The sequence below is a fragment of the Pantoea sp. BJFS-204 genome (genome assembly GCF_049310725.1).
Classification (GTDB): Bacteria; Pseudomonadota; Gammaproteobacteria; order Enterobacterales; family Enterobacteriaceae; genus Pantoea; species Pantoea agglomerans.
This window is the reverse complement of sequence record NZ_JBMOWE010000001.1, coordinates 1182450-1207140: the sequence shown is the minus strand read 5'-3', so window position 1 is coordinate 1207140 and position 24691 is coordinate 1182450. Positions and strand designations below refer to the sequence as shown.

Annotated in this window: 20 protein-coding genes; 12 read left to right on the top strand and 8 right to left on the bottom strand. The window is 56.6% G+C overall.

Features of this window, described 5'->3' with window-relative positions; translation table 11 throughout:
• Positions 1–308 precede the first annotated feature (308 nt).
• From ACO6VX_RS05495 to ACO6VX_RS05475, 5 genes are all read left to right on the top strand, one after another.
• On the top strand, positions 309–1292 hold the full coding sequence (locus ACO6VX_RS05495) for an arabinose ABC transporter substrate-binding protein (RefSeq protein WP_010245365.1): 984 nt from the start codon (positions 309–311) through the stop codon (positions 1290–1292).
• 99 nt (positions 1293–1391) lie between these two features.
• Entirely contained in the window at positions 1392–2912 is a 1521-nt protein-coding gene (gene araG / locus ACO6VX_RS05490; protein WP_010245364.1) for an L-arabinose ABC transporter ATP-binding protein AraG, read from the top strand.
• Between the two features lie 12 nt (positions 2913–2924).
• A complete protein-coding gene (gene araH / locus ACO6VX_RS05485) occupies positions 2925–3908 on the top strand; it encodes an L-arabinose ABC transporter permease AraH (protein WP_010245363.1) in 984 nt (327 codons plus the stop codon).
• 76 nt (positions 3909–3984) lie between these two features.
• Positions 3985–4902 carry an arabinose operon transcriptional regulator AraC gene (gene araC, locus ACO6VX_RS05480; protein ID WP_003853440.1) on the top strand — a complete coding sequence of 306 codons (918 nt, stop codon included), beginning with the start codon at positions 3985–3987 and terminating at the stop codon, positions 4900–4902.
• Positions 4903–5004: 102 nt separating this feature from the next.
• Positions 5005–6051 (top strand): oxidoreductase, encoded by a 1047-nt coding sequence (locus ACO6VX_RS05475; protein WP_010670085.1) that lies wholly within the window; start codon positions 5005–5007, stop codon positions 6049–6051.
• 320 nt (positions 6052–6371) lie between these two features.
• Here the strand turns inward: ACO6VX_RS05475 and add are convergent, their stop codons facing one another.
• The 3 genes from add to malX all read right to left on the bottom strand — a co-directional run bounded on the left by add (position 6372) and on the right by malX (position 10289).
• The gene (gene add / locus ACO6VX_RS05470) at positions 6372–7367 is read right to left on the bottom strand and encodes an adenosine deaminase (protein ID WP_045140385.1); all 996 of its coding nucleotides are present in this window, start codon (positions 7365–7367) and stop codon (positions 6372–6374) included.
• A 143-nt stretch (positions 7368–7510) separates the two neighbouring features.
• Positions 7511–8683 carry a MalY/PatB family protein gene (locus tag ACO6VX_RS05465; RefSeq protein ID WP_346525999.1) on the bottom strand — a complete coding sequence of 391 codons (1173 nt, stop codon included), beginning with the start codon at positions 8681–8683 and terminating at the stop codon, positions 7511–7513.
• 16 nt (positions 8684–8699) lie between these two features.
• Positions 8700–10289 carry a maltose/glucose-specific PTS transporter subunit IIBC gene (malX, locus tag ACO6VX_RS05460; protein WP_422457858.1) on the bottom strand — a complete coding sequence of 530 codons (1590 nt, stop codon included), beginning with the start codon at positions 10287–10289 and terminating at the stop codon, positions 8700–8702.
• A 174-nt stretch (positions 10290–10463) separates the two neighbouring features.
• Here malX and malI point away from each other — a divergent pair, with 174 nt between their 5' ends.
• Positions 10464–11489, top strand: coding sequence for a Mal regulon transcriptional regulator MalI (gene malI / locus ACO6VX_RS05455; RefSeq protein ID WP_033779241.1), 1026 nt, complete (start codon positions 10464–10466; stop codon positions 11487–11489).
• A gap of 42 nt (positions 11490–11531) precedes the next feature.
• Here malI and ACO6VX_RS05450 read toward each other — a convergent pair whose 3' ends face one another.
• Entirely contained in the window at positions 11532–13031 is a 1500-nt protein-coding gene (locus tag ACO6VX_RS05450; RefSeq protein ID WP_010245343.1) for a YdgA family protein, read from the bottom strand.
• Between the two features lie 132 nt (positions 13032–13163).
• Entirely contained in the window at positions 13164–14339 is a 1176-nt protein-coding gene (gene manA / locus ACO6VX_RS05445) for a mannose-6-phosphate isomerase (protein WP_010670091.1), read from the bottom strand.
• 199 nt (positions 14340–14538) lie between these two features.
• On the opposite strand from manA, the gene fumC reads away from it, so the two are divergent.
• Complete coding sequence (gene fumC / locus ACO6VX_RS05440) at positions 14539–15936, top strand: class II fumarate hydratase (protein ID WP_010245332.1); 1398 nt, start codon at positions 14539–14541, stop codon at positions 15934–15936.
• A 42-nt stretch (positions 15937–15978) separates the two neighbouring features.
• Here fumC and tus read toward each other — a convergent pair whose 3' ends face one another.
• Entirely contained in the window at positions 15979–16908 is a 930-nt protein-coding gene (gene tus, locus ACO6VX_RS05435) for a DNA replication terminus site-binding protein (protein WP_422457854.1), read from the bottom strand.
• A gap of 202 nt (positions 16909–17110) precedes the next feature.
• On the opposite strand from tus, the gene ACO6VX_RS05430 reads away from it, so the two are divergent.
• The 5 genes from ACO6VX_RS05430 (at position 17111) to ACO6VX_RS05410 (ending at position 20213) form a co-directional block, all read left to right on the top strand.
• Complete coding sequence (locus ACO6VX_RS05430; RefSeq protein ID WP_422457852.1) at positions 17111–18295, top strand: MFS transporter; 1185 nt, start codon at positions 17111–17113, stop codon at positions 18293–18295.
• A gap of 207 nt (positions 18296–18502) precedes the next feature.
• On the top strand, positions 18503–18997 hold the full coding sequence (locus tag ACO6VX_RS05425; protein WP_010245324.1) for an RrF2 family transcriptional regulator: 495 nt from the start codon (positions 18503–18505) through the stop codon (positions 18995–18997).
• A 196-nt stretch (positions 18998–19193) separates the two neighbouring features.
• The gene (locus ACO6VX_RS05420; RefSeq protein ID WP_010245321.1) at positions 19194–19376 is read left to right on the top strand and encodes a type II toxin-antitoxin system HicA family toxin; all 183 of its coding nucleotides are present in this window, start codon (positions 19194–19196) and stop codon (positions 19374–19376) included.
• A 22-nt stretch (positions 19377–19398) separates the two neighbouring features.
• A complete protein-coding gene (locus ACO6VX_RS05415; protein WP_010245317.1) occupies positions 19399–19824 on the top strand; it encodes a type II toxin-antitoxin system HicB family antitoxin in 426 nt (141 codons plus the stop codon).
• A gap of 35 nt (positions 19825–19859) precedes the next feature.
• A complete protein-coding gene (locus ACO6VX_RS05410; protein WP_033771714.1) occupies positions 19860–20213 on the top strand; it encodes a type II toxin-antitoxin system HicB family antitoxin in 354 nt (117 codons plus the stop codon).
• 85 nt (positions 20214–20298) lie between these two features.
• Here the strand turns inward: ACO6VX_RS05410 and oqxB are convergent, their stop codons facing one another.
• Positions 20299–23451 carry a multidrug efflux RND transporter permease subunit OqxB gene (oqxB, locus tag ACO6VX_RS05405; RefSeq protein ID WP_031593601.1) on the bottom strand — a complete coding sequence of 1051 codons (3153 nt, stop codon included), beginning with the start codon at positions 23449–23451 and terminating at the stop codon, positions 20299–20301.
• A 12-nt stretch (positions 23452–23463) separates the two neighbouring features.
• Positions 23464–24618 carry an efflux RND transporter periplasmic adaptor subunit gene (locus ACO6VX_RS05400; RefSeq protein WP_010245312.1) on the bottom strand — a complete coding sequence of 385 codons (1155 nt, stop codon included), beginning with the start codon at positions 24616–24618 and terminating at the stop codon, positions 23464–23466.
• Positions 24619–24691 lie beyond the last annotated feature (73 nt).

Here is a 24691-nt window from a genome sequence, read left to right as displayed (position 1 = left end):
TAGTCATCGCTGGCTGACAATATGCACTTTTCTGTCATCGGCAGTGATTTTGTGATCCATTGCAAAAGTTAAGGTCCGGTTAAATTTGCTGAATATATGGATCATTTTGTCGTGATTTTAAGATGTGATACCGCTCTACATTTTTCTTCGCTAATACCGCTAAAACTAGCCCAGCGTCTGGACAGTCTGTCAGCACATGCCAGCCTAACGCACTGATTTATGGCTGTACCCACAAAACAAAACAAACTGGTAGCGTTTACACCGATTCGTTATTAGCAGCGAAAAATAACCTGGTACCGGAGAGCATCATGCATAAATTCACTAAAGCGTTCGCGGCCATCGGCCTGGCAGCGGTTATGTCACAATCCGCTATCGCCGAGACCATGAAGCTGGGATTCTTAGTCAAGCAACCAGAGGAACCCTGGTTCCAGACTGAATGGAAATTCGCCGACAAAGCGGGCAAAGATCTTGGCTTTGATGTCATTAAAATTGCCGTGCCGGATGGTGAAAAAACCCTGAATGCCATCGACAGCCTGGCGGCTAACGGCGCGAAAGGTTTTGTTATCTGTACGCCCGATCCGAAACTCGGCTCTGCCATCATGGCAAAAGCGCGTGGCTACGGTCTGAAAGTCATCGCGGTCGATGACCAGTTCGTCACCGCCAAAGGCAAACCAATGGATACCGTGCCGCTGGTGATGATGGCTGCGACCAAAATTGGTGAGCGTCAGGGTCAGGAACTCTACAAAGAGATGCAGAAACGCGGCTGGGATGTGAAAACCACCGGCGTGATGGCAATTACCGCTAATGAACTCGACACCGCTCGTCGTCGTACCGGCGGCTCCATGGACGCCATCAAAGCCGCTGGCTTCCCGGCAGCGCAGATCTACCAGGTCCCGACTAAATCTAACGACATCCCTGGCGCATTTGACGCCGGTAACTCTCTGCTGGTTCAGCATCCTGAAGTCAAACACTGGCTGATTGTCGGCATGAACGACAACACCGTGCTGGGCGGCGTGCGCGCGACCGAAGGTCAGGGCTTTAAAGCGGCTGACGTCATCGGTATCGGCATCAACGGCGTGGATGCCATCAGTGAACTGTCGAAAGAGAAGGCGACCGGCTTCTACGGCTCGCTGCTGCCAAGCCCGGATATCCACGGCTACAAAAGCAGCCAGATGCTCTACAACTGGGTCAGCAAAGGTGAAGAGCCACCGAAATTCACCGAAGTTACCGATGTGGTGCTGATCACCCGTGACAACTTCAAAACTGAACTGGCGAAAAAAGGACTGATGTAACCCTGAGCCTGCCAGGCAGTTTGTCGCCTGGCATCCTTAATAGCCAATTTCGCGCCGCCCGCCATAACCGGCCGGTGGCGCGAAAGAGTGAGGAAAAACATGAACACTGATTCAGCATTTCTGTCGTTTCATGGCATCAGTAAAACCTTCCCTGGCGTCAAAGCGTTGCAGGATATCTCTTTCGACTGCCGTGGCGGTGAAGTCCATGCTCTGATGGGCGAGAACGGCGCAGGCAAATCGACGCTGTTAAAAATACTCAGCGGCAGTTATCAGCCGAGCGGCGGTGAGATTCGTATTAAAGGCCAGCCGATGAGCTTTCAGCGCACCACCGATGCGCTGGACGCGGGCGTCGCCATTATTTACCAGGAACTGCATCTGGTGCCGGAAATGAGCGTGGCAGAGAACATCTATCTCGGTCAGATCCCGCACAAACATGGGCTGGTCAACCGTAAGCTGATGCGTTTTGAGGCGGGCCTGCAACTGAAAAATCTCGGCATGGATATCGATCCCGATATGCCGCTGAAATATCTGTCGCTGGGGCAGTGGCAGATGGTGGAGATTGCCAAAGCGCTGGCGCGTAACGCGCGTATTATCGCCTTTGATGAGCCAACCAGCTCACTTTCAGCGCGTGAAATCGACAACCTGTTCCGCGTCATCCGTCAGCTCCGTGAGGAGGGCCGGGTGGTGCTCTACGTTTCACACCGCATGGAGGAGATCTTCGCCCTCAGCGATGCCATCACCGTCTTTAAAGATGGCCGCTACGTGCGGACGTTTACCGATATGGCTAACACACATCACGACGATCTGGTGCAGGCGATGGTGGGACGAAACCTCGGTGATATCTATGGCTATTCACCGCGTGCCAAAGGCGCGGTGCGGCTGGAGCTGGATAAGGTCGAAGCGAAGGGCGTGCGGACGCCGATTTCGCTGAAAGTCCATGCCGGTGAAATTGTCGGTCTGTTTGGCCTGGTCGGTGCCGGTCGCAGTGAACTGCTGAAAGGGCTGTTTGGCGGCACGCGTCTGCGCGGCGGTCAGGTGATTCTGGACGGCAAACCGCTGCCGCTGCGGGAGCCGATCGATGCCATCCGTGCGGGCATCATGCTCTGCCCGGAAGATCGCAAAGCCGAGGGCATTATTCCGGTGCATTCGGTGCGCGACAACATCAACATCAGCGCCCGTCGTCATAACCTTACTGCGGGCTGCCTGATTAAAAACGGCTGGGAAAATAAAAATGCCGACAGCCATATCCGCTCGCTAAACATCAAAACGCCCAGCGCCGATCAGCTGATCATGAACCTTTCCGGCGGCAACCAGCAGAAGGCGATTCTGGGACGCTGGCTGTCAGAGGACATGAAGGTGATCCTGCTGGATGAGCCAACGCGCGGTATCGATGTCGGTGCCAAACATGAAATCTATAACCTGATTTATCAGCTGGCGAACCGGGGCATTGCGGTGCTGTTCGCCTCCAGCGATTTACCGGAAGTGATGGGCCTGGCCGATCGCATCGTGGTGATGCGTGAAGGTGCCATTGCCGGTGAACTGCTACACGACGACGCCACGGAGCAGCAGACGCTGAGCCTGGCGATGCCCAAAACCACTCAAGCGGCCGCCGTGGCCTGACAGGAGATCATCATGGCTTCATCCACGACCTCAAATACGCCGCAGCCCGCTTCACGCGGCGGCCTGCAGTTAGGTCGCATCTGGGACAACTTCGGCATGCTGGTGGTATTTGCACTGCTGTTTATTGTCTGTGCGATCTTTGTGCCGAACTTCGGCTCGTTTATCAATATGAAAGGCTTAGGGCTGGCGATGTCGATGTCCGGCATGGTCGCCTGCGGCATGCTGTTCTGTCTGGCCTCCGGTGATTTTGACCTGTCGGTCGCTTCCGTCATCGCCTGTGCGGGTGTGGTTACCGCCGTGGTGATTAACATGACCGAAAGCCTGTGGATTGGCGTGGGTGCCGGCCTGGTTCTCGGTATGATCACCGGCTTTATCAACGGCTTTGTCATTGCCCGACTCAAGATCAATGCGCTGATTACCACGCTGGCGACCATGCAGATTGTGCGCGGCCTGGCCTATATCTTCTCTGACGGTAAAGCGGTCGGTATCGAAGATGAGCGCTTCTTCGAACTGGGCTTTGCCAACTGGCTTGGCGTGCCCGCTCCCATCTGGCTGACTCTGGCCACCATGCTGATCTTCGGCTTCCTGCTCAACAAAACCACCTTTGGCCGTAACACCCTGGCAATTGGCGGCAATGAAGAAGCCGCACGTCTGGCCGGTGTGCCGGTGGTGCGCACCCGCATCATCATCTTTATCCTCTCCGGTCTGGTTTCAGCGGCGGCGGGCATCATTCTGGCGTCACGTATGACCAGCGGCCAGCCAATGACCTCCATCGGCTATGAGCTGGTGGTGATTTCTGCCTGCGTGCTGGGTGGCGTTTCGCTGAAGGGCGGCATCGGTAAAATCTCCTATGTGGTGGCAGGGGTGCTGATCCTCGGCACGGTAGAGAATGCGATGAATTTATTGAATATCTCGCCATTCTCACAGTATGTGGTACGCGGTCTGATACTGTTAGCTGCGGTGATTTTTGACCGTTACAAACAGAAAAAAGCCTGATTGAGCGAGCCGTTGGTCCGCAGAGGCAGAAGCCTCTGCGGGCTATCCGAACAATAACAGACTGAGTGAGGACGCTATGTATCACCGCGAATTACCGGCCGAGCAGCAAAACCCCTTGTTGCCGGGCTATTCATTCAATGCCTGGCTGGTGGCGGGGCTGACGCCGATCACCGCCGATGGTCCGCTCGATTTCTTTATCGATCGCCCGCACGGCATGAAAGGTTACATTCTGAATCTCACTATCAAAGGTAAAGGGCGGGTATTTGACGGCGAGCGGGCATTTGACTGCGAACCTGGCGAAATGCTGCTGTTTCAGCCGAAAACGGCTCACTATTATGGTCGCGCGCCGGACAGCCCGCAGTGGTTTCACCGCTGGGTCTATTTCCGTCCGCGCGCCTACTGGCACGACTGGCTGCGCTGGCAGGATGAGCAGGAGGGCGTGGGACGACTGCTGCTGCCTGAATCGCTGCGTGGCGAATTTGATCGCCTGTTTGCCAGTATCGAACAGACCCACAATTCGGGCCGTCGCTTTGCGGAAGAGCTGGCGATGAACCTGCTGGAACGGCTGCTGCTGCGCGCCGTTGAAGAAGATCCTCGTAGCCATCAGTTAATTCGCGATCCGCGCGTGATTGAAGCCTGCCAGTACGTCACCAACCATCTCGCCAGCGAGGTTAAGATTGAAGAGGTGGCGCGCCACGTCTGTCTGTCGCCGTCGCGGCTGGCGCACCTGTTCCGCGAGCAGATGGGTGTGAACCTGCTGCGCTGGCGTGAAGATCAGCGTGTAATCCGCGCGAAACTGCTGCTGCAGACCACCCAGGAGCCGATCGCCTCGGTAGGACGTGAAGTGGGCTATGACGATCAGCTCTACTTCTCGCGGGTGTTCCGCAAGCGGGTCGGCGTCAGTCCCAGCGACTTCCGCCGCCGTAATCAGGATGCGCACGACAGCCTGGCCGCTCAGACCGCCTGGCCGCTGGCGCGAAGTGCTATCTCTTAGTTTTTTCGGGGAATTCCGGCTTGTCGTCATTTGGTTAATAGTCTTAAATCAATCAGGTTATCAACTAAGAGTCTGGTCAATCAGGCTCTGAGAGGAATCCAAATGAGCGATAAATTACGTGTTGGTCTGATCGGCTACGGTTTTGCCAGTAAAACGTTTCACGCCCCGCTGATTGCGGGGACGCCGGACGTCGAGCTGGCAGCCATTTCCAGTAGCGACGCCAGCAAAGTCCACGCCGACTGGCCCGCCGTTAAGGTAGTGGCCGACCCTCAGGCGCTGCTGGACGACCCGACGCTGCAACTGATCGTTATTCCTACCCCCAACGACACGCACTTCCCGCTGGCAAAAGCAGCGCTGAACGCCGGTAAACATGTGGTGGTCGATAAGCCTTTCACCGTGACGTTGTCACAGGCACGTGAACTGGATGCGCTGGCGAAAGCCAAGGGGCTGCTGCTGTCGGTGTTCCACAACCGCCGCTGGGACAGTGACTTCCTGACGCTGAAATCGCTGATTGAGGCCGGTACGCTGGGTGAAGTGCGCTACTTCGAATCGCACTTTGACCGCTTCCGTCTGGAAGTGCGTAATCGCTGGCGTGAAATGAAAGGCGCAGGCAGCGGAATCTGGTATGACCTGGGGCCGCATCTGCTGGACCAGGCGCTGCAGCTGTTTGGCCCGCCGGTCGCTATCACGGTTGATCTGGCCGAGATGCGTCCGGGCGCGCAGACCACCGACTACTTCCACGCGACGCTGACTTATCCGCAGCGCCGTGTCGTGCTGCACGCCAGCATGCTGGTCGCGGCAGAATCTGCCCGTTATACCGTCCACGGCACGCGCGGCAGTTACGTCAAATATGGTCTTGATCCGCAGGAAGATCGCCTGAAGTCAGGTGATTTCCCGCCGCAGGAAGACTGGGGCTATGACATGCGTGATGGCACTCTGACGCTGGTTGACGGAGATTCCCTGACCGAAACGACCCAGCTGACCCAGCCAGGCAACTATCCCGCTTACTATGCGGGTATCCGCGATGCGATTGCCGGACGTGGTAACAATCCGGTGACAGCGGAAGAGGCGATTCATGTGATGGAACTGATCGAGTTAGGTCTGCAATCCGCCGAGAAACGCCAGACGATGTCGCTGAAGCGCGTTTAATCGGTCGGTGCTTAAAACGCAATAAGTAAAAAAGCGAAACGGGCCGGATATCCGGCCCGTCACTCTGCTGCCACAACCCACTCAGAACGATTCTGGCCGCAACTAACTAACTTAACGTGCAGGGAACAGGGTCAGAAGAGGAAAGCGTCCCACGCCACGGATGGCGTGGGCCGAGCGTGCCATGGATGGCGGCTTTTGCGTCTTTCCGATCTGACCCTGTTCCCTGTGCAAGCTCGGTCTTAAAGCCACCTGTCCCTTGAGCTCCTCACTATAAAAACGGGCCGGATATCCGGCCCGTTTTTTGTCGCTACGCTTCAGGATTACTGCACCCGTGCGCGAAGAGCCGCTTTCTCTGCTTCGCTAAGGAACGCAATCGTCAGACCATTTTCCTGCGCCTGACGGATCTGCGCCGCGCTCAGACCGGCAGCCGGAGCGGCGTGATGATACTCATGCGCCAGTTCAATGCCCTGAACCGCCGGATCATCCGTGTTGATCGTCGCCAGAATGCCATGCTCCAGGAAGGTCTTCAGCGGATGCTGCGCCAGTGATGGCACGGTGCTGGTCTGGATGTTGGAGGTCAGGCAGGATTCAATACCAATACGGTGCTCCGCCAGGAAATCCATCAGCGCGCGATCTTCAATCGCTTTCACGCCGTGACCGATACGTTCTGCACCCAGCTCCCGAATCGCCTGCCAGATGCTCTCGGGTCCGGCTGCTTCGCCCGCATGGACGGTCACGCGGAAACCGGCATCGCGCGCCTGGGTAAAGTGGCTCAGGAACTCGCTGCCCGGGAAGCCCAGCTCATCACCCGCCAGATCGACCGCGGTGATGTGATCGCGATGGGCAAGCAAAGCTTCCAGTTCGCTGAGGCAGGCATCTTCGCCAAAGGTACGACTCATGATACCGATCAGACGCACGTCGATATCGTGCTGCTGACGGCCTGCGCGCACGCCCTCAATTACCGCTTCAACCACACCGGCAATCGGCAGGTTGTGGGTCATCGCCATATAACCAGGGGAAAAACGCAGTTCAGCATAGTGAATGCCCGCGCGGGCGGCATCTTCGACATTCTCCTGCGCGATCCGGCGGCAGGCATCCAGATCACCCAGCACTTTCACACCCCAGTCGAGCTTCTGCAGGAAGCTCACCAGGTCAGGCTCATTCTGGCCGACCTGCACATGCGGACGCAGCGTTTCCAGCGTGGAAGCAGGCAGGGCGAGGTTAAACTGGCGACCTAAATCGAGAATGGTTTGTGCACGGATGTTGCCATCAAGGTGGCGGTGAATATCAGTCAGAGGAATTTTAGAATCGATCATGGCGCACTCGCTCAGTTGTCGGTGAAGTGCAGAGCATTATAAAAATATCTTGCGCAACAGCGCCAGCTATTTGCGCAACAGCCGCGCCGGATGCTGCTTAATTACGCATAACCGGCGAGCAATGGTTGCCTCGCCGGTTAATATCACTTCTGCAACTGATGGATCGCCGCAATCAGGCGTGAAACGCCCTCATCAACTTTGCTGCGCGGACAGCCAACGTTAAGACGCAAAAACCCTTTGCCTGCATCACCGTAGGTCGATCCGGGCATAATTGCGACCCGTTGCTGGATCAGCGCCTGTTGCAGGGCCTCTTCAGGAATGCCCAGCGGATTGATATCGAGCCAGGCGAGATAGGTCGCCTCGGGAATGTGCCAGTTCAGTGCGGGAAACTCAGCGTTAAGCCGATTGGCAACCAGTATGAAATTACCATAAAGATAGCTGCGCAGGGCATCCAGCCAGGGTGCGCCTTGTTGGTAGGCGGCAACGTGTGCCGTGACGGCCAGCACGGCCGGAGAAGAAAGGCCGTCAGCATTTTTCAGCGCCTGAAACCAGGCGGCTCTGTCTGCCGCATCCGGGATAATTCCCCACGCACCGGTCAGGCCTGGTACGTTGAAGCTTTTCGACGCCGAGGTAAACAGCGCCCAGTCACTGCGCGCCACGCTGGCCCACGGAGTATGGGGCTGATTACCCACTACCATATCCATATGGATTTCATCGCTGATCACCCGCACGCCGTGACGATCGCAGAGCGCCGCCATCTGTTGCAGCTCAGCTGCTGTCCACACTTTACCGGTGGGATTGTGCGGGCTGCAGAGCAACAGGATTTTGCAACGCGGGCGCGCCAGCCGCGTCTCCAGCGCGGCCATATCACATCGCCAGCTACCGTTATCCCGCTGCAGCGGCATCTCCAGCACCTGTCGCTGATTGCCGCGTACCGTTTTATAAAAAGCATCGTAGGCGGGGGTGTGGAGCACCACTTCATCATCCGGATTGCTCCAGCGGCGCAGCATCTGCGCCACCATATAGATCACCGAGGGGCCATAAACCAGCGTGTCAGCATCGGGCTGGTAGCCGAAACGGCTGGACATCCAGTGGCAGCAGGCGGAAAGAAAATCATCATGCTGCCAGCGACTGTAACCCAACACGCCGTGTGCTACGCGCTGGGCCAGCGCCTGCTGAACCGCTGGCGCGGTTCTGAAGTCCATATCCGAAATGGTAAACGGCAGCAAATCGGGGACGCCAAAGCGGTCAGCCACGAAATCCCACTGGGTAGACCAGCTGCCGCGGCGATCGATGACTTCGTCAAAGTTAAACATTATCGGCTCCGGCACATCAGGCAGGGACATTCATCAGGTGTGACAGTTCATCTTTCACCGACTGCACCTGTGGACCAATAACCACCTGCAGGCTGGTCTGATTAAGATGGACCACACCTATCGCGCCGTTGGCTTTCAGCGCCGCATCATCCACTTTACTCATATCCGCCAGGGTCAGACGCAGACGCGTCAGACAATTATCCAGCGAGGTAATATTCTCCACGCCGCCAAGTGCCGCCAGAATAGCCGGTGAGTTATAGCCAGATTTACCTTTACCGGCATTGCTGACCTGCTGCGCAACCGCACTGGCACTTTCCACTTCGCGTCCCGGTGTTTTGATATTGAAGTGCAGAATGGCGAATCGGAAAATCAGGTAGTAACCAACAAACCATATCGCTGCAACAACGGGTACCCAGTACCATTTGGTCGACAGCCCGTGCAGCACACCAAACACCACAAAGTCGATGATATTGCCGTCTGTATTGCCGATAGTGACGCCCAGTATCGCCATGATGCTGAAGCCAACGCCGGTCAGCAGGGCGTGGATCAGATAGAGGAACGGGGCGACAAACAGAAACAGGAATTCGATAGGTTCGGTGGTGCCGCCAACCACGCAGGCCACCACGCCAGAGATCAACAGGCCTTTGATCTTATGACGATTCTCCGGGCGGGCGCAGTGATAGATGGCCAGGGCAGCACCTGGCAGACCACCCAGGAACGCAGGCATTTTACCCTGTGACAGGAAGCGGGTCGCGCTTTCAGCAAAACCGTGGGTTTCCGGGCAGGCGAGCTGCGCCTGGAAAATGGTTAAGGCACCGCTCACGCTCTTGCCACACACTTCCAGTGTGCCGCCTGCATCGGTAAAGCGCATGATGGCGACCAGAATATGCTGCAGGCCAAACGGCAGCAGCAGACGTTCGCCGGTTCCAAAGATCATCGGGCCAAAATCACCCGCGCTGTTAATCATCCAGCCTAATCCGGTGATACCCCGCGCGAAAAAAGGCCAGATTAGCGGGACGACCAGTCCCAGTAAGCCAATCACCAGCGTGGTGATAATTGGTACAAACCGGGTGCCGCCAAAGAAAGCCAGCGCATCGGGCAGTCGGATGTTATGAAAGCGCTCATGCAGCCAGAACACCACAATACCCACAATTACCGCGCCCAGAATGCCGGTATCGATCGACGGGATCCCCAGGATCGGCTGAACGTTGTTAGCTTTCAGCACGGCGGCATCGGTGGTTGGCAGAATGCCGTGGATATTTAGCCAGAAGTTGATGCTGAGGTTTAGCACGGCATACCCCACAAAGCCGGCAAACGCTGCCACGCCCTTGTTCTCGCGCGCCATACCCAGCGGAATCGCAATGGCGAACATCACCGGCAGATAGCTAAAGGCGAACGATCCCAGTTTGGCCATCCAGAGAAACAGATATTGCAGCCAGGGGTGATCCAGCACAGGTAACAGGGTCAGGACATCACGACTGCTCAGCGAACTGCCAATCCCGAGCATGATGCCGCAGAAGGAAAGCAGGGCAACCGGCAGCATAAAGGTTTTCCCCAGACTCTGGAAAAATTCCCAGACGGACATTTTTTGGTGAGAGGGTGACATGAACGCTCCTGGATAAACGGACCACTGAGTGAAGTGGCGGGATGATAAAACGTTTTACCTGGATCTTATGCGCGCTGAATCACACTCTTCAGGTCATGGACGATATAATTCTGACGTCATAAGGTGTAACGTTTTACCTTGTTTTCTAATGCTGTAGTTCAGTTGAGTAATCTGATGAGTAAAATCACCATCAATGATGTTGCGGCGGCGGCGGGCGTGTCGGTGACCACGGTATCGCTGGTGTTATCCGGCAAAGGACGGATCTCTGCGGCAACCATGGCGCGCGTGAACGAGGCCATTGAGCAACTCGGTTTCGTACGTAACCGTTCGGCAACCATGTTGCGCGGGGGTGAGAGTGGCGTGATTGGCTTGATCGTCCGCGATCTCAGCCAGCCATTTTATGCCGAAATGACGGCAGGTCTGAGTGAAGCGCTGGAGAAGCAGGGCAAATTGCTGTTCCTGACGCAGAGCGGCGCCCAGGGACAGCATCTGCATCGCTGCTTTGAGTCACTGGTCGCTCAGGGAGTGGATGGCGTGGTGCTGGGAGGCGGTGCCGATAAGGCCAGCCAGATTGTGACACGGGCCAGAGAGGTGAATATGGCCTTAGTCTGTGCCGCGCGCGCCAGTAGCCTGGAGGAGGTGGACGCTATCCGCCCCGATAATGCTCAGGCTGCGCGTCTGGCCACAGAATACCTGATTCGTCAGGGGCATCAGCGCATTGCCTGGCTGGGCGGCCATAGCGCATCACTGACCCGGGCAGAACGTCTTGGCGGCTACTGCGCCACCCTGCTGCAATATGGGCTGCCGTTCCGGCCAGAGTGGATTATTGAATGCGGTAACACGCAAAAAGAGGCGGCTGACGCCGCGGTACAGCTGTTTCAGCACCATCCGCGGCTGACTGCCGTGCTGGCCTATAACGCCACTACCGCGCTGGGATGCTATTTTGGGCTGTTGCGCACCGGGCGAACATTCGCGCGGGGTGCAGTCGACAGTTATTACGATCAGCAGCTGGCTCTGATGGGCTTTGGCGATGAACCGCAGGCGGAACTGACCGATCCGCCGCTGACGTTTGTCACCAGTTCAGCCCGGGAGATTGGCCGTGTGGCAGCTGAGCGTATCCTGCAACGGATAGCGCAACCCGATGCCGCCCGGCAGAACGTGATTATGCCGCCGCAGCTGGTTATTCGCGGCTCGGCATAAAAAAGGCGACCCGGAGGTCGCCTTTAAAGGAAGAGTAGAGAATTACTGCGGCATCCCTTCGCTGGTCGGCATACCCAGCATATAGCGGGAGAGGAACTGCTCCAGCGTCATTTTGTCGCCGTTCATGTTCACCTGACCGTTGGTATACTGCAGGCTGGTGACGATATTGTTATCCTGCTGCTGGGTCAGGCGGAACATCTGACCCATCGCCGCCAGTCCTTTCACCTGCTGATCTGCCAGCTTCTGTGCGTCATCGGCCTGATATCCTTCAGCCAGTCCCACTTTATGCATGGTTTCGGTCGCCATTGGCATATTGATGACCAGCTTGCTGTCCAGGCTCTTCAGTACCCGATCAACCATGGCGCTGAGTGTCTGGGCTTCGCCGGTCACCGCAGAGGGATCGTTGAAATTTGCGTTCAGGTTAAAGGTGCTTTCACCTTTATCATTTTTCCAGCTCAGCGGGGCGATACTGATCGCAGGTGAGCCCTTCAGCAGCATCGGCAGGTTGCTCATCAGAATCTGATGCACACCCGCCTGGTAGCGGATAGGATCTTCCGCGACGCCAGGCTGGCTCAGCAGTTCCTGCATCTGCGCGTTATAACGATCGGAGAAGGCTTTTACCGCCTGCGCATCAAACTGTGACAGTTTCATCTTCAGCGCTGCCTGACCAAAATCCTGCTTCTGCAGCTGAATGCCTTCAACCTTGTAGTCGATATTGCCGCCAATCTTACCGGCGCTGTTATCGAAAGAGGAGGTGCCTTTCATTTTGTGCAGCGTCAGGGCGTCCTGACCATTGATGCTGGCATTGACCTTCTCAATATCCACTGACTGGTCGCCAATACGTACGCCTTCCGGGCTGAGATGGGTGTTACCGCTCAGCTTCAGACCATTAATGGTGAACAGCACTGGCTGGCCCATCTCATTTTTACTGGTCAGCGCGAGGCTATCAACATCACTGTCCAGCGACACTTTGTCGCCTTTGTTATCCGCGCTGACGTTGAAGGTGCCCCCATTGGTGGCAAGACGCTCGCCGCTTTGCGCATTCTGATAATCAACCGGCAGAACGCGCAGCGCCGTATCGGTGGCACCGCTGTAGCCGATACGAGTATCGGCATTAATCAGCGACTTGTTGCCGGTCAGCTCAAACAGCTTTTTCACCGCATCGGTGTTAGCCAGTTCGGTATGAACCGACGCCATGCTTGGGATCAGATTGAAATGCTTCAGCTGAGCAAAGGGGAAAGGGCCATGATCGATGGTTTCGTTCAGGATGATGCTCTGGCCTGGTTTCAGCAGGGGATTATCTTCCGTCTGCGAGTTGGCCTGAATCACCAGATTCACTTTGCTGCTGAACACGCCGCGCTGATAGTCCTGATAGCTGATCTTCAGTCGGCTGTTAGGGGCATAAGCATTCAGCTGGGCATTGGCGTTCTGCACCAGCTCATCCCTGTGGCTTTCAATCTGCTTGCCGGTGAACCATGCCGCGCCAGTCCAGACTACGCCCAGTGCGATGATGACACCTACGGCAACATTGGTCTTTTTCATTGCTGATTCGTCCTTATCCTTGAGTCCGCTTATGCCGCAGGTTTACCCCAGCGACTGAAGAAAAACGCCCGCAGGCGTTTAAAAGCTAATAGGTTGAAATAATAGCAGTTAACAGGCACTCCGTCAGCCGCTTCACCCTAAGTCGTTAAATACCCGCGCCAGTCGGCCCGTGCCTGCGACCGTTACGGGGGATTCGCTGGCGGCAATGAAGCAGGATTCACCTGGTTTCAGCGTTACCTGCTGCTCGCCTTTGGCGATCACCGTCTGGCCTTCAATGCAGAACAGCACTGCGGCGCTCTGCTGCGCCAGCGGCTGTGGCTCTGCGTTCAGGGTATGAATGGCAAAGGCAAAATCCTCCACCGGAATCGGGAAGCGCAGCGCGTTGCCCTGTTGCTCCGGCTCAGTCAGCAGGGTGCTGGCAGGCTTCTCTTCAAACTTCAGGTTCGCCATCAGCTCGGCGATATCGATATATTTCGGGGTTAAACCGGCCCGCAACACGTTATCAGAGTTTGCCATCACCTCCAGCGCCACGCCTTTCAGATAAGCGTGCGGGGTCTCCGCGTAGAGGAACATCGCCTCGCCCGGTTGCAGCGTGATTACGTTCAGCAGCAACGGCGAAAACAGGCCGCTGTCGTCAGGATACTCTGCCGCAATCATGCGAATGGTCTGCCACGGCTCACCCTGTTGTGCATCAACCGCGGATTTCAGGATGCCCAGCGCCAGCGATTTCGCCTCACCCTCCAGTGACAGCAGGGTAGAGAAGAGCGCGGCCAGCGTATCCTGATCGGGATGCTGCAGAAAATGGGCTATCTGTGGATGTGCGCCCGCAACCGGCTCCAGCAGTGAGACCATCTCCGTCAGGGTGCGAAAGCCATTCATCGCCTGGAAGGGCGTCAGCGCGTAGACCAGCTCCGGCTTGTGGTTGGCATCTTTATAATTACGCTCAGCAGCCGTCAGCGGAATACCCGCCGCATTCTCACGGGCAAAGCCCACTTCGGCCGCGCGTTTGCTGGGATGGACCTGAATCGACAGCGGCTGATCGGCAGACAACACTTTGAACAGGAAGGGCAGTTCACCAAAACGCTGTGCCACCGCTTCGCCCAGCATGGCGGCAGGCGCGGCATCAATCACGTCACGCAGCGAACGCTCGCTGCCCTGGTCAATCACGGTGGAGGGGCTTTTCGGATGTGCGCCCATCCAGAGTTCCGCCATCGGCAGCCCCTGTGGATTAGCGATTCCGTAAAGCTCAGTCAACGCAGTTTTGCTGCCCCATGCGTAGTTTTGCAGCGTATTGTTCATTTTTTGCATTGTATAACCCTTTATCACGGGAAATTATTGCCAGTATTAAAGCAGAAACTGCCGGTAAAAATACATCTCCAGCGCAAAAGGACGCTAAGCTCTGATAATGTTAAATTATTGTGTATTACTATCCTGACCGCCCGGCAGTCGATCGTAATGACGTACCGGGCGGTCATTCTTTTAAAAACCAGATGAAGGAGACGTATTCATGGCAGCCAATCGCATTGAGAAAGATTCAATGGGCCCCATCGACGTACCGGCAGACAAACTGTGGGGCGCGCAGACACAGCGCTCACTGGAACACTTCCGCATCTCAACCGAAAAAATGCCGACCGCGCTGGTGCATGCACTGGCATTGACCAAGCGCGCCGCGGCCAGCGTTAACCGCGATCTGGGACTGCTGCCCGCTGACCGCGCCGAGGCGATTGTCAGCGCGGCCGATGAGGTGCTGGCTGACAAGCATGCGGATGAATTCCCGCTGGCGATCTGGCAGACCGGTTCCGGCACCCAGACCAATATGAACATGAATGAAGTGCTGGCGAACCGCGCCAGTGAAATCCTTGGCGGCGAGCGCGGAATGGCGCGGCTGGTTCATCCCAACGACGATGTGAACAAGAGCCAGAGTTCCAACGATGTCTTCCCGACGGCGATGCACGTTGCCGCCGTTATCGCCTTGCGCGAACAGCTGATCCCTCAGATTCAGGTACTGAAGAAGACCTTAAGCCAGAAGTCCGACGCCTTCAAAGATATCGTCAAGATTGGCCGTACTCACCTGCAGGATGCCACGCCGCTGACTCTGGGCCAGGAGATTTCCGGCTGGGTGGCGATGCTGGAGCATAACCTGAAGCATATTGAGCAGAGCATTCCGCACGTGGCGGAACTGGCGCTGGGCGGTACCGCAGTAGGCACCGGCCTGAACACCCATCCGGAATATGCGGTGCGCGTGGCAAAGGCGCTGGCCGATCTCACGCAGCAGCCGTTTGTCACTGCGCCAAATAAATTTGAGGCGCTGGCAACCTGTGATGCGCTGGTGCATGCACATGGCGCGCTGAAAGGGCTGGCCGCCTCGCTGATGAAAATCGCGAACGACGTGCGCTGGCTCTCTTCCGGCCCGCGTTGCGGCATCGGCGAAATCGCCATCCCGGAAAATGAGCCTGGCAGCTCCATCATGCCGGGTAAAGTTAACCCGACCCAGTGCGAAGCGATGACCATGCTCTGCTGTCAGGTGATGGGTAACGATGTGGCGATCAACATGGGCGGCGCATCCGGTAACTTTGAGCTTAACGTGTTCCGTCCGATGGTAATCCATAACTTCCTGCAATCAATTCGCCTGCTGGCGGATGGCATGGACAGCTTTAATCATCACTGCGCTGTCGGTATTGAGCCGGTGCGTGAGCGCATCGATCAACTGCTTAACGAATCGCTGATGCTGGTGACGGCGCTGAATACCCATATTGGCTATGACAAAGCGGCAGAAATTGCCAAGAAGGCGCACAAAGAGGGGCTGACGCTGAAAGGCTCGGCGCTGAAGCTGGGTTATCTTACCGAAGAGGAGTTTGATGCCTGGGTACGGCCGGAAGAGATGGTCGGCAGCATGAAGTCGTAAGGTTTGAGTGAGTCAGAGGCCAGCGAAAGCTGGCCTTTTTATTTATATCGGACAATCGACCCACAGATGCAGTCTGGGGATCAAAAGATTCAGCGGTTCTGCAGCAGGTTTATAACGATGGTTAATATTATCGGCATCGTAGTTAAGCAATTCGCCCAGTAGCGGAACCTGCGTGCGATCGCGACAGATAACCAGAATCGGAGAAGGACAGGCCAGCTGAGTCTGTTTTTGATCATCCGCGCGCCAGACGCGGGCAACCGGCTGAACTTTCACCGGGCGCTTGATTTTCAATCGTGCCGAGGCGGGCAGGGCACGCACGCTTGCCAGCTCTTCCTGCACTTTTTCCGCCCACTGTTCACGTGACCACGGCGCTTTTGCACGTCCCGACTTCAGGCTTTTTTCCAGCTGGGCGATCACCTCTTCGCGCTTGAGATTCTTGATAATGTGCTTGTTGGCCCAGCCGAAACGCAGGCTGTCCGGTGCGCTCAGCAGGGTGATAGTGCGATAGGCATTCAGGGTGATCAGTCCGCGCAAATGCTGGTGGACAAACTCAAAACGCGCCTCACTCGGCAGGCCAGAGTCCACCGTAATCAGCTGCTCCAGCCGTGCCTTCAGCTGATTGATGACGTCGACCAGTGCGCCGATCTCCGCCTCCTGCTGCGCGTCGCATTCGATACAGAGTGCGCCAGGCAAGCGCACGGCAGCCTTGGTGCTCAGCTGTTCTGACTGATGCTGCATAAACAGGCGGCAGTAGTGGTCAAGCGCCATTTTTAACGCGCTCTCCCCGAGATGCTGCTCGACGGCAATCCGGGTGATCGCTTCATGTTCGCGGCCTTTAACCACCGGCGGCAGGCTGAAGACGCGGGCGATCAGCAGAGGCTGCGCTTCAATCTGCTGACGCAATTCACCCAGCGCCAGTTCCAGGTCATTTACACATTGATGCATATCAGCCACTAAGTCGTAGCGCGTCATGTTGTGCCTCCATAGTTACAACGTCCACAATGTGGCAGAAGCCTGGCGAGGATGCAAGCGTTGTATAGTTACAACATACTGAAAGGATTGTACTCAAAACCGTGCGACCTGCATGGCTATCCAGTCAAAAGGGCATCACGCATTTTGGCTTATCGCAGAACATGTTATAAAAACGGTTCGCCTGCTAACCAGGAGATTGCCTGTGAATCAGAACAATAAACCCGGCATCGCCGCCATTATTACCCTGGGCTGGGTGCAGATCCTGTCATGGGGCGGGTCGTTCTACCTGATGGCGGTGATGGCGAATCCGATTGCGGCTGAGACAGGCTGGTCACAGCAGTGGATTTATGGCGCACTCTCGACCGGGATTCTGGTATCGGGCCTGCTGTCACCGCTGGCAGGCAGGATTATCGCCCGCACCGGTGGCCGCCTGTTGCTGGCACTAAGTGGCATGGTGATGGCGGTGGGGCTGGTGATCATGGCTTATAGCCACTCTCTGCCGCTGTTTCTGTTTGCCTGGGTAATTATTGGCATCGGTATGGCGATGGGCCTTTATGACGCACTGTTTGCCACGCTCGGCACCTGCTATGGCAGTCAGGCGCGTGCAGCGATCACCGGTATCACCCTGATATCTGGCTTCTGCACCACGCTGGTCTGGCCGGGAACGGCGTTGTTAATCCACGGATTCGGCTGGCGAAACGCGTCGCTGATAATTGCGGCACTGATGGTCATCTGCGTGCTGCCTGCCTATCTGTTTGCCTTACCCGACAGTCACGCTAAGCGGCCGGAGAAACGACTGAGTCCGCAGCCTGGCACGGCGGAGATTGCGCCTGCGCTGTTCTGGCTGCTGTGTGCCATTTTCACTCTGGCGTCCGTGATCATGACAGCTATTTCCGTGCAGCTTATCGCCTTGTTGCAGGCGAGTGGTCATACGCTGACCTCGGCGCTGGCGATCAGCGCCGTACTTGGCCCGTGTCAGGTGGGATCCCGACTCGTCGATATCGCCTTTAAACGCAGTCATCCCATCCGTACCACCTTTTTTTCCGTCGGGCTGGTGGCACTGGGCTTGCTGTTGCTGGCACTGTTTCCGCAGATGGCGTTGCTGAGCATGGTGTTGTATGGCGCAGGAAATGGCTTACGTGCCATCGTGCGGGGAACTTTACCGCTGGCGATGGTCAAACCAGAGTCCTATGCGATTGTGGTGGGTAAAATGGCCCGCCCGGCGTTGATGGGGCAGGCACTGACGCCGCTGATAGGTGGATATGTGTTTGAAAAGATGGGTGCATCGGCGACGCTGTGGTTGCTTTGCGCCCTGGCAATCTTTAACGTGGTACTGGTTATTGCGCTGAAGCAGCGATTACCGGCGGCATCGGCCACCACGGCATAACGGAACGGTTCTTCCTGCTCCGCAGGAAGAGGGCAGTTAGCAGGCTAAGCACCTTGTGCTATCGGGCCTCAGCCTTTGGTGAATACGTGCCTTGTCACCGCCGGTTTGCTTCAAAAAAGCAACAGTGTTTGTTATATTTATTGCTCATTGATTGTTCACTTATGCGGCAATAAAACAATAAGATGCACCGCAACTCAGGATAAAGAAATGCTTGATTACCGCTTCCCGACAGCTTTGCAAATGGTTCTGAGCGTAGCGATGGCGGAGCAAATGGGAAAACGCTCTACCAGCGCGATTCTGGCCTACGGGCTGGAAGCGAATCCCAGTTTCATACGAAAATTAATGGTCCCGCTGACCCGTGACGGCATTATCGTCTCCACGCTGGGCCGTACCGGTTCGATTCATCTGGGCCGTCCTGCTGCAGAAATTACTCTGCGGGATATCTATGTCTCAGTGATCGAAGACAAAAAAATCTGGGCCGCGCGTCCTGACGTCGCGCCGCGCTGTCTGGTCAGTGCCAACCTCTGCTGGTACTTCAAGTCGATAGCCGATGAAGCCGAGCAGGCGTCGCTGGATGTGCTGGCAAAACGCACCGTGGCAGACGCACTGAACGAACTGAAGAAACGCGACACCAGCAACTGCACCGCCGTGCCGGAACCTGAACCCGAAGAGATTGATGATCTCTGCAAAAAGAGCCGCTGATTAGCGGCTTTTTTTATGCCTGCTGGTCACTAACTTCCTGCCTCAAATCTGCCATAAGCCAATAACTCACTTTATTGGGGTCGGTTATCACGCTGAACCTGATAAACATTTGAAAATTCAGCATCCATCACAACATTAATGTTGTATTGATTATCACCAATGTTATTCTTGCTGTTATACACAGCGAGGGAACGCGATGAAGTACAGTGAATTCAGACGCTGGCTCATTCAGCAGGGCGCTATTTTGACTAAGCACCGCAGTGGAAGCAGCCATTTCAAGGTCTTCCTGGGCGACAGGCAATCCATTTTTCCGGATCACGGAGCAAAAGAAATGCCTGAAGGTACGCGCAGAAAAATTTTAAAAGATCTGGGCCTGTGAGCCCGATCAGAGAGGTAACTCTATGTTTAATTATGCCGTCAGATTAACTCATGACGCCAAAACCGATACCTATGAGGTCTCGTGTCGTGATTTGCCGTTACTGCATTCCGTCGGTGACACCGTTGAGGAAGCACTTGCAGAAGCCGAAGATGGACTGGTGACGGCAATCTCTCTCGAGATGGATACGCGTCGTCCGATTCCGGTTGCCAGTAAACCGCTGGAAGGAGAGTACATCGTCTCTGTGCCTGTACTGGTGGCAATGAAAGCGGCACTTTACAACGCAATGATTGAAACCGGCACCCGTAAAGTCGATCTGGCACGCCAGCTGGGTGTGAATGGTCCACAGGTTGATCGACTACTGGATGTGGAGCACTCATCGAAAGTCGAAAATGTGGAACTGGCGCTGGCTCAGCTGGGACGCAAAGCCCGGATTGAAATTCGGACCTGATCATCTGCCCGCAAGCAGAACGCTGGAGGTCAAAGATGAGTAATAATTCAGATCTGGCTAATGTCGCCGGGCAACCCGCCGTGATCACCTATGTTCCTGAACTCAACATGTTCCGTGGGCGCTTTACTGGCCTGACAGGCTACTGTGATTTTGTCTCTGACAGCGTACAGGGGCTGTACAAAGAGGGTGAGATTTCGCTGCGCGAATACCTGGAAGATTGTGCAGCCTCCGGCATTAATCCCTATGCTGAGCAGGAAAAAATTAAGACCTTTACGCTGCGCTATCCTGAATCGCTGGGAGAGCGCCTGTCTCAGGCTGCTGCGCAAAATGAAACCTCGCTGAATGCGTTTATCATTGAAACGCTGAATGAAAGATTGAAGCGGCGTTAGCCTACAAGGTGGGGTCTGCTGGAATCAGTGAATCACAGGCAAAAAAAGGGGCGATCATATGGTCGCCCCTTTTAACTTTTACGGTTTACGCCGTCACGGACGATGCACTACCTGACCGGCGCGTCACCAGCTTGCGCAGGGCCACATAGAACACCGGCGTCAGGAACAGGCCGAACAGCGTCACGCCGAGCATGCCGGAGAAGACCGTAATACCCGTAACGCCGCGGACCTCTGCACCCGCGCCTTCACCCAGAATCAGCGGTATTGTACCGGCGATAAAGGCGATGGAGGTCATCACAATCGGACGCAGACGCAGGCGACACGCTTCCAGCGCCGCTTCCACAATCCCTTTGCCCTGAATCTCCAGCTCCCGCGCAAACTCGACGATCAGAATCGCGTTCTTACAGGCCAGCCCCATCAGCACCACCAGTCCGACCTGCACGAAGACGTTGTTGTCACCGCCAGTCAGCCAGACGCCAAACAGCGCAGAGAGCATGGTCATCGGCACAATCAGGATCACCGCCAGCGGCAGCGTCCAGCTCTCATACAGCGCGGCCAGCACCAGGAACGCCAGCAACACGGCCATCGGGAAGACAATCAGCGCGGTATTGCCCTGCGTTGACTGCTGATAACTCAGATCGGTCCACTCGATGTTCATGCCGTTTGGCAATAGCTGACCGGACATCGCTTCGAGCTGACTCATCGCCTGCGCCGAGGAGAGCACGCGTGGGTCGGCATCACCAATCAAATCCGCCGCCGGATAGCCGTTATAGCGGATCACCGGGTCGGGACCGTAGGTGGTGGTAATGTTGACCATGCTGCCAATCGGCACCATCTCACCGCGATCGTTTCGGGTTCGCAGGTTAGCGATATCTTCGATGCTGTCGCGGAAATCCCCGTCAGCCTGCGCCATCACCCGCCAGGTGCGGCCAAAGCGGTTAAAGTCATTCACATACGACGAGCCAAGATAGGTCTGGAGCGTGCTGAACAGCGCGGTCAGCGATACTCCCTGCGCTTTGGCTTTATCCCGGTCTACCTTCACATCAAGCTGCGGAACGTTGGCCTGATAAGAGGAAATGGGGAAGTGCATCCCTGGCGTCTGCATGATGCTGCCCGAAAGCGTATTAATCGCCGTCTGCAGTGCGCCATAACCCAGACCTGCGCGGTCCTGCACATAGAGCGAATAGCCCGAGCCCTGGCCCAGCCCCAGAATCGGCGGTGGCATAATCGAGAAGCCAAAGCCCTGCTGGATTTGCGCGATCTTCGCATTGATCTCAGCGTTGATCTCCGCCGCCGTATGTTTGCGCTCATTAAACGGCTTAAGACCGAAGAACACCGTGCCGCTGTTCGGGGTATTGGTGAACTGCAATGCATTCAGGCCAGGGAACGCGACCGCATAGGCGACGCCTTCGGTCTGCATACCGATTTCGCTCATCTTACGAATCACTTCATCCGTGCGCGCCAGAGAGGAACCTTCCGGCATCTTCACGCCACCAATCAGGTAGAGCTTATCCTGCGTCGGAATAAATCCACCCGGCACGGTGTGGAACATAAATCCGGCACCCGCCAGCAGCAGAATATAGACGCCAAACACGGCGCCACGGCGACGCAGCGTACGGCCCACCAGCGATTCATAACCATGGGCACTGCGCTGGAAGAAGCGGTTAAACGGCCGGAACAGCCAGCCAAACAGCGCATCAATGATCCGCGTCAGCCGGTCTTTCGGCGCGTGATGATCTTTCAGCAGCATCGCCGCCAGCGCAGGCGAGAGCGTCAGCGAGTTAATAGCAGAGATCACTGTAGAGATGGCGATGGTAGTGGCGAACTGCTTGTAGAACTGCCCGGTGACGCCAGAGAGAAACGCCATCGGCACAAACACCGCGCACAGCACCAGCGCAATGGCGATGATCGGCCCGGAGACCTCACGCATCGCCTGATGCGCAGCGGCGCGTGGCGACAGCCCCATCTCAATGTTACGTTCGACGTTCTCCACCACCACAATGGCGTCATCCACCACGATACCAATCGCCAGCACCAGCCCGAACAGGCTCAGCGTATTCAGCGAGAAGCCAAGCAGATAGAGCACGCTAAAGGTACCGACTATCGAAACCGGCACCGCCAGCAGGGGAATGATCGAGGCGCGCCAGGTCTGCAGGAACAGAATCACCACCAGCACGACCAGAATGACCGCTTCCAGCAGGGTCTGCACCACGGCTTTAATCGAGTCGCGGACAAACACCGTCGGATCGTAAGGCGCGGCCCATTTCACGTCGTTGGGGAAGCGGGTCGCCAGCTCATCCATTTTGGCGCGAACCGCATTGGAGAGGTCGATGGCGTTGGCGCCAGGTGCCTGGAAGATGCCGATACCGACCGCATCTTTGTTATTCAGCTGCGAGCGCAGGGCATAGCTGCCCGAGCCCATCTCAATCCGCGCCACATCGCGCAGCCGCACCAGCGAACCATCTTCCGAGGTTTTCAGGATGATATCGCCAAACTGCTGCTCGCTCTCCAGTCGTCCCTGGGTGTTGATTGACAGCAGAAAATCGCTCTGTTTTTTCAGCGGCTCGGCACCCAGCTGACCGGCAGAGACCTGCACGTTCTGCTCCTGCATCGCCGTCACCACGTCAGAGGCGGTCAGACCACGCGCCGCCACTTTATTGGGATCAAGCCAGACGCGCATCGCATACTCGCCTGCGCCGAAAATCTGGATCTGACCGACACCCGGCAGGCGGGCCAGCTCATCTTTCACCTTGAGGGTGGCGTAGTTACGCAGGTAGAGCGAATCGTAGGTATTGTTCGGTGAGAACATGTGGACGACCAGCGTCAGGGTCGGCGACATCTTCTGGGTGGTGATCCCCAGCCGACGCACATCTTCCGGCAGACGGGCTTCCGCCTGCGCTACGCGGTTCTGCACCTGCACCTGCGCCTGATCAGGATCGGTGCCTGGACGGAAGGTGACGGTGGTCACCAGCACGCCGTCAGAACCGGCCACTGACTTCATGTACATCATGTTTTCGACGCCGTTGATTGCCTCTTCCAGCGGCGTCGCCACGGAATCCGCAATCACTTTCGGGTTAGCGCCTGGATACTCGGCGCGCACCTGTACGCTGGGTGGCACCACGTCGGGATATTCACTGACTGGCAGCAGTGGGATGGCAATCACCCCGGTCACAAAAATCAGGATCGATAGCACCGCAGCAAAAATGGGCCGGTCGATAAAAAAGCGGGAAAAGTCCATAGCGGCCTCGGGTTATTGAGCGGCTGCCGCACGCATGGCGACCGGCTGAGCAGTGACCGGCATGCCGGGCATAAATACTTTTTGCAGACCGGCGATGATGACCTTGTCGCCGGATTGCAGACCCGATTTAACGATGCGCAAACCATCCACCATCGCGCCAGGCTGGATATCGCGCCGCTGCGCTTTACCTTCGCCATCCACCACGTAGACATATTTGCGATCCTGGTCGGTCAATACCGCTTTATCATCGATCAGCACAGCCTCGAACTGCGCGCTGCCGGGCAGACGCACGCGGGCAAACAGGCCAGGCGTAAACTGACGCTGTTGATTGTCGAGCAGGGCGCGCATACGAATGGTGCCGGTGCTGGCGGTCAGCTGGTTATCCAGAAAGTCAATTTTGCCCTGGTGCGGGAAACCCTGTTCGCCGACCAGCGCAATCTCAACCGGCAGCGCATGGCGCTGCTGGCCCTGACGCGCCATCGCCTGATAGTTCAGGAAGGTGTTCTCATCGACATCGAAATAGACATACATCTGCTGCTGCGACACCAGCGTGGTTAACACACTGGCGCTGTCGCCGGCGGTCACCAGGTTACCGGCGGTGATCATCGCCCGGCTGGCGCGGCCATCAATCGGCGCGGTAACGCGGGTGAAGTCGAGGTTCAGCTGCGCCATATCGACCGCGGCCTCTGCGGCCAGCACATCCGCCTGCGCCTGACTGGCGGCAGAACGACGCTGCTCCCACGCTTCGCGGGAAATCGCCTGCGTGCCGATCAGCTTCTCGCTGCGGCCCGATTCGCTGCGGGCCAGACTCGCCTGACTGCGCGCCCGGGCCAGTTCCGCTTTGGCCTGCTCCAGCGCCGCGCGGTAACTCCGGTCATCAATGGTAAACAGTACCTGACCTTTTCTGACCTCATCGCCTTCACGATAGTTAACGGCATCAATGTAGCCAGAGACGCGCGGACGCAACTGCACGCTCTGCACCGCTTCAACCCGGCCATTGAAATTGTCCCATTGACTGACCGGTTTGATCAGCACGGGTGCGGCACTCACTTCAGGCGGCGGGGGAGCGGCGTTTTGCGCCACACCTTTATCGCAGCCGCTCAGTTGCGTGATGAGCAGTACCATCCCTAAGAGGGTTAAACCCTGACGAACCCGGTTCGTAATCATTGTTGTTATTCCGCGATAGATATAAACAGGCGGCCTGCAGGCCAATATTTGCAACTTTTAAGATTGCAATTAA

Excerpts from the sequence above, each read along its gene's own strand:
- ACO6VX_RS05495 (WP_010245365.1), top strand. The coding sequence starts at position 309 with ATGCATAAATTCACTAAAGCGTTCGCGGCCATCGGCCTGGCAGCGGTT.
- araG (WP_010245364.1), top strand. The coding sequence starts at position 1,392 with ATGAACACTGATTCAGCATTTCTGTCGTTTCATGGCATCAGTAAAACC.
- araH (WP_010245363.1), top strand. The coding sequence starts at position 2,925 with ATGGCTTCATCCACGACCTCAAATACGCCGCAGCCCGCTTCACGCGGC.
- araC (WP_003853440.1), top strand. The coding sequence starts at position 3,985 with ATGTATCACCGCGAATTACCGGCCGAGCAGCAAAACCCCTTGTTGCCG.
- ACO6VX_RS05475 (WP_010670085.1), top strand. The coding sequence starts at position 5,005 with ATGAGCGATAAATTACGTGTTGGTCTGATCGGCTACGGTTTTGCCAGT.
- add (WP_045140385.1), bottom strand. The coding sequence starts at position 7,367 with ATGATCGATTCTAAAATTCCTCTGACTGATATTCACCGCCACCTTGAT.
- ACO6VX_RS05465 (WP_346525999.1), bottom strand. The coding sequence starts at position 8,683 with ATGTTTAACTTTGACGAAGTCATCGATCGCCGCGGCAGCTGGTCTACC.
- malX (WP_422457858.1), bottom strand. The coding sequence starts at position 10,289 with ATGTCACCCTCTCACCAAAAAATGTCCGTCTGGGAATTTTTCCAGAGT.
- malI (WP_033779241.1), top strand. The coding sequence starts at position 10,464 with ATGAGTAAAATCACCATCAATGATGTTGCGGCGGCGGCGGGCGTGTCG.
- ACO6VX_RS05450 (WP_010245343.1), bottom strand. The coding sequence starts at position 13,031 with ATGAAAAAGACCAATGTTGCCGTAGGTGTCATCATCGCACTGGGCGTA.
- manA (WP_010670091.1), bottom strand. The coding sequence starts at position 14,339 with ATGCAAAAAATGAACAATACGCTGCAAAACTACGCATGGGGCAGCAAA.
- fumC (WP_010245332.1), top strand. The coding sequence starts at position 14,539 with ATGGCAGCCAATCGCATTGAGAAAGATTCAATGGGCCCCATCGACGTA.
- tus (WP_422457854.1), bottom strand. The coding sequence starts at position 16,908 with ATGACGCGCTACGACTTAGTGGCTGATATGCATCAATGTGTAAATGAC.
- ACO6VX_RS05425 (WP_010245324.1), top strand. The coding sequence starts at position 18,503 with ATGCTTGATTACCGCTTCCCGACAGCTTTGCAAATGGTTCTGAGCGTA.
- ACO6VX_RS05420 (WP_010245321.1), top strand. The coding sequence starts at position 19,194 with ATGAAGTACAGTGAATTCAGACGCTGGCTCATTCAGCAGGGCGCTATT.
- ACO6VX_RS05415 (WP_010245317.1), top strand. The coding sequence starts at position 19,399 with ATGTTTAATTATGCCGTCAGATTAACTCATGACGCCAAAACCGATACC.
- ACO6VX_RS05410 (WP_033771714.1), top strand. The coding sequence starts at position 19,860 with ATGAGTAATAATTCAGATCTGGCTAATGTCGCCGGGCAACCCGCCGTG.
- oqxB (WP_031593601.1), bottom strand. The coding sequence starts at position 23,451 with ATGGACTTTTCCCGCTTTTTTATCGACCGGCCCATTTTTGCTGCGGTG.
- ACO6VX_RS05400 (WP_010245312.1), bottom strand. The coding sequence starts at position 24,618 with ATGATTACGAACCGGGTTCGTCAGGGTTTAACCCTCTTAGGGATGGTA.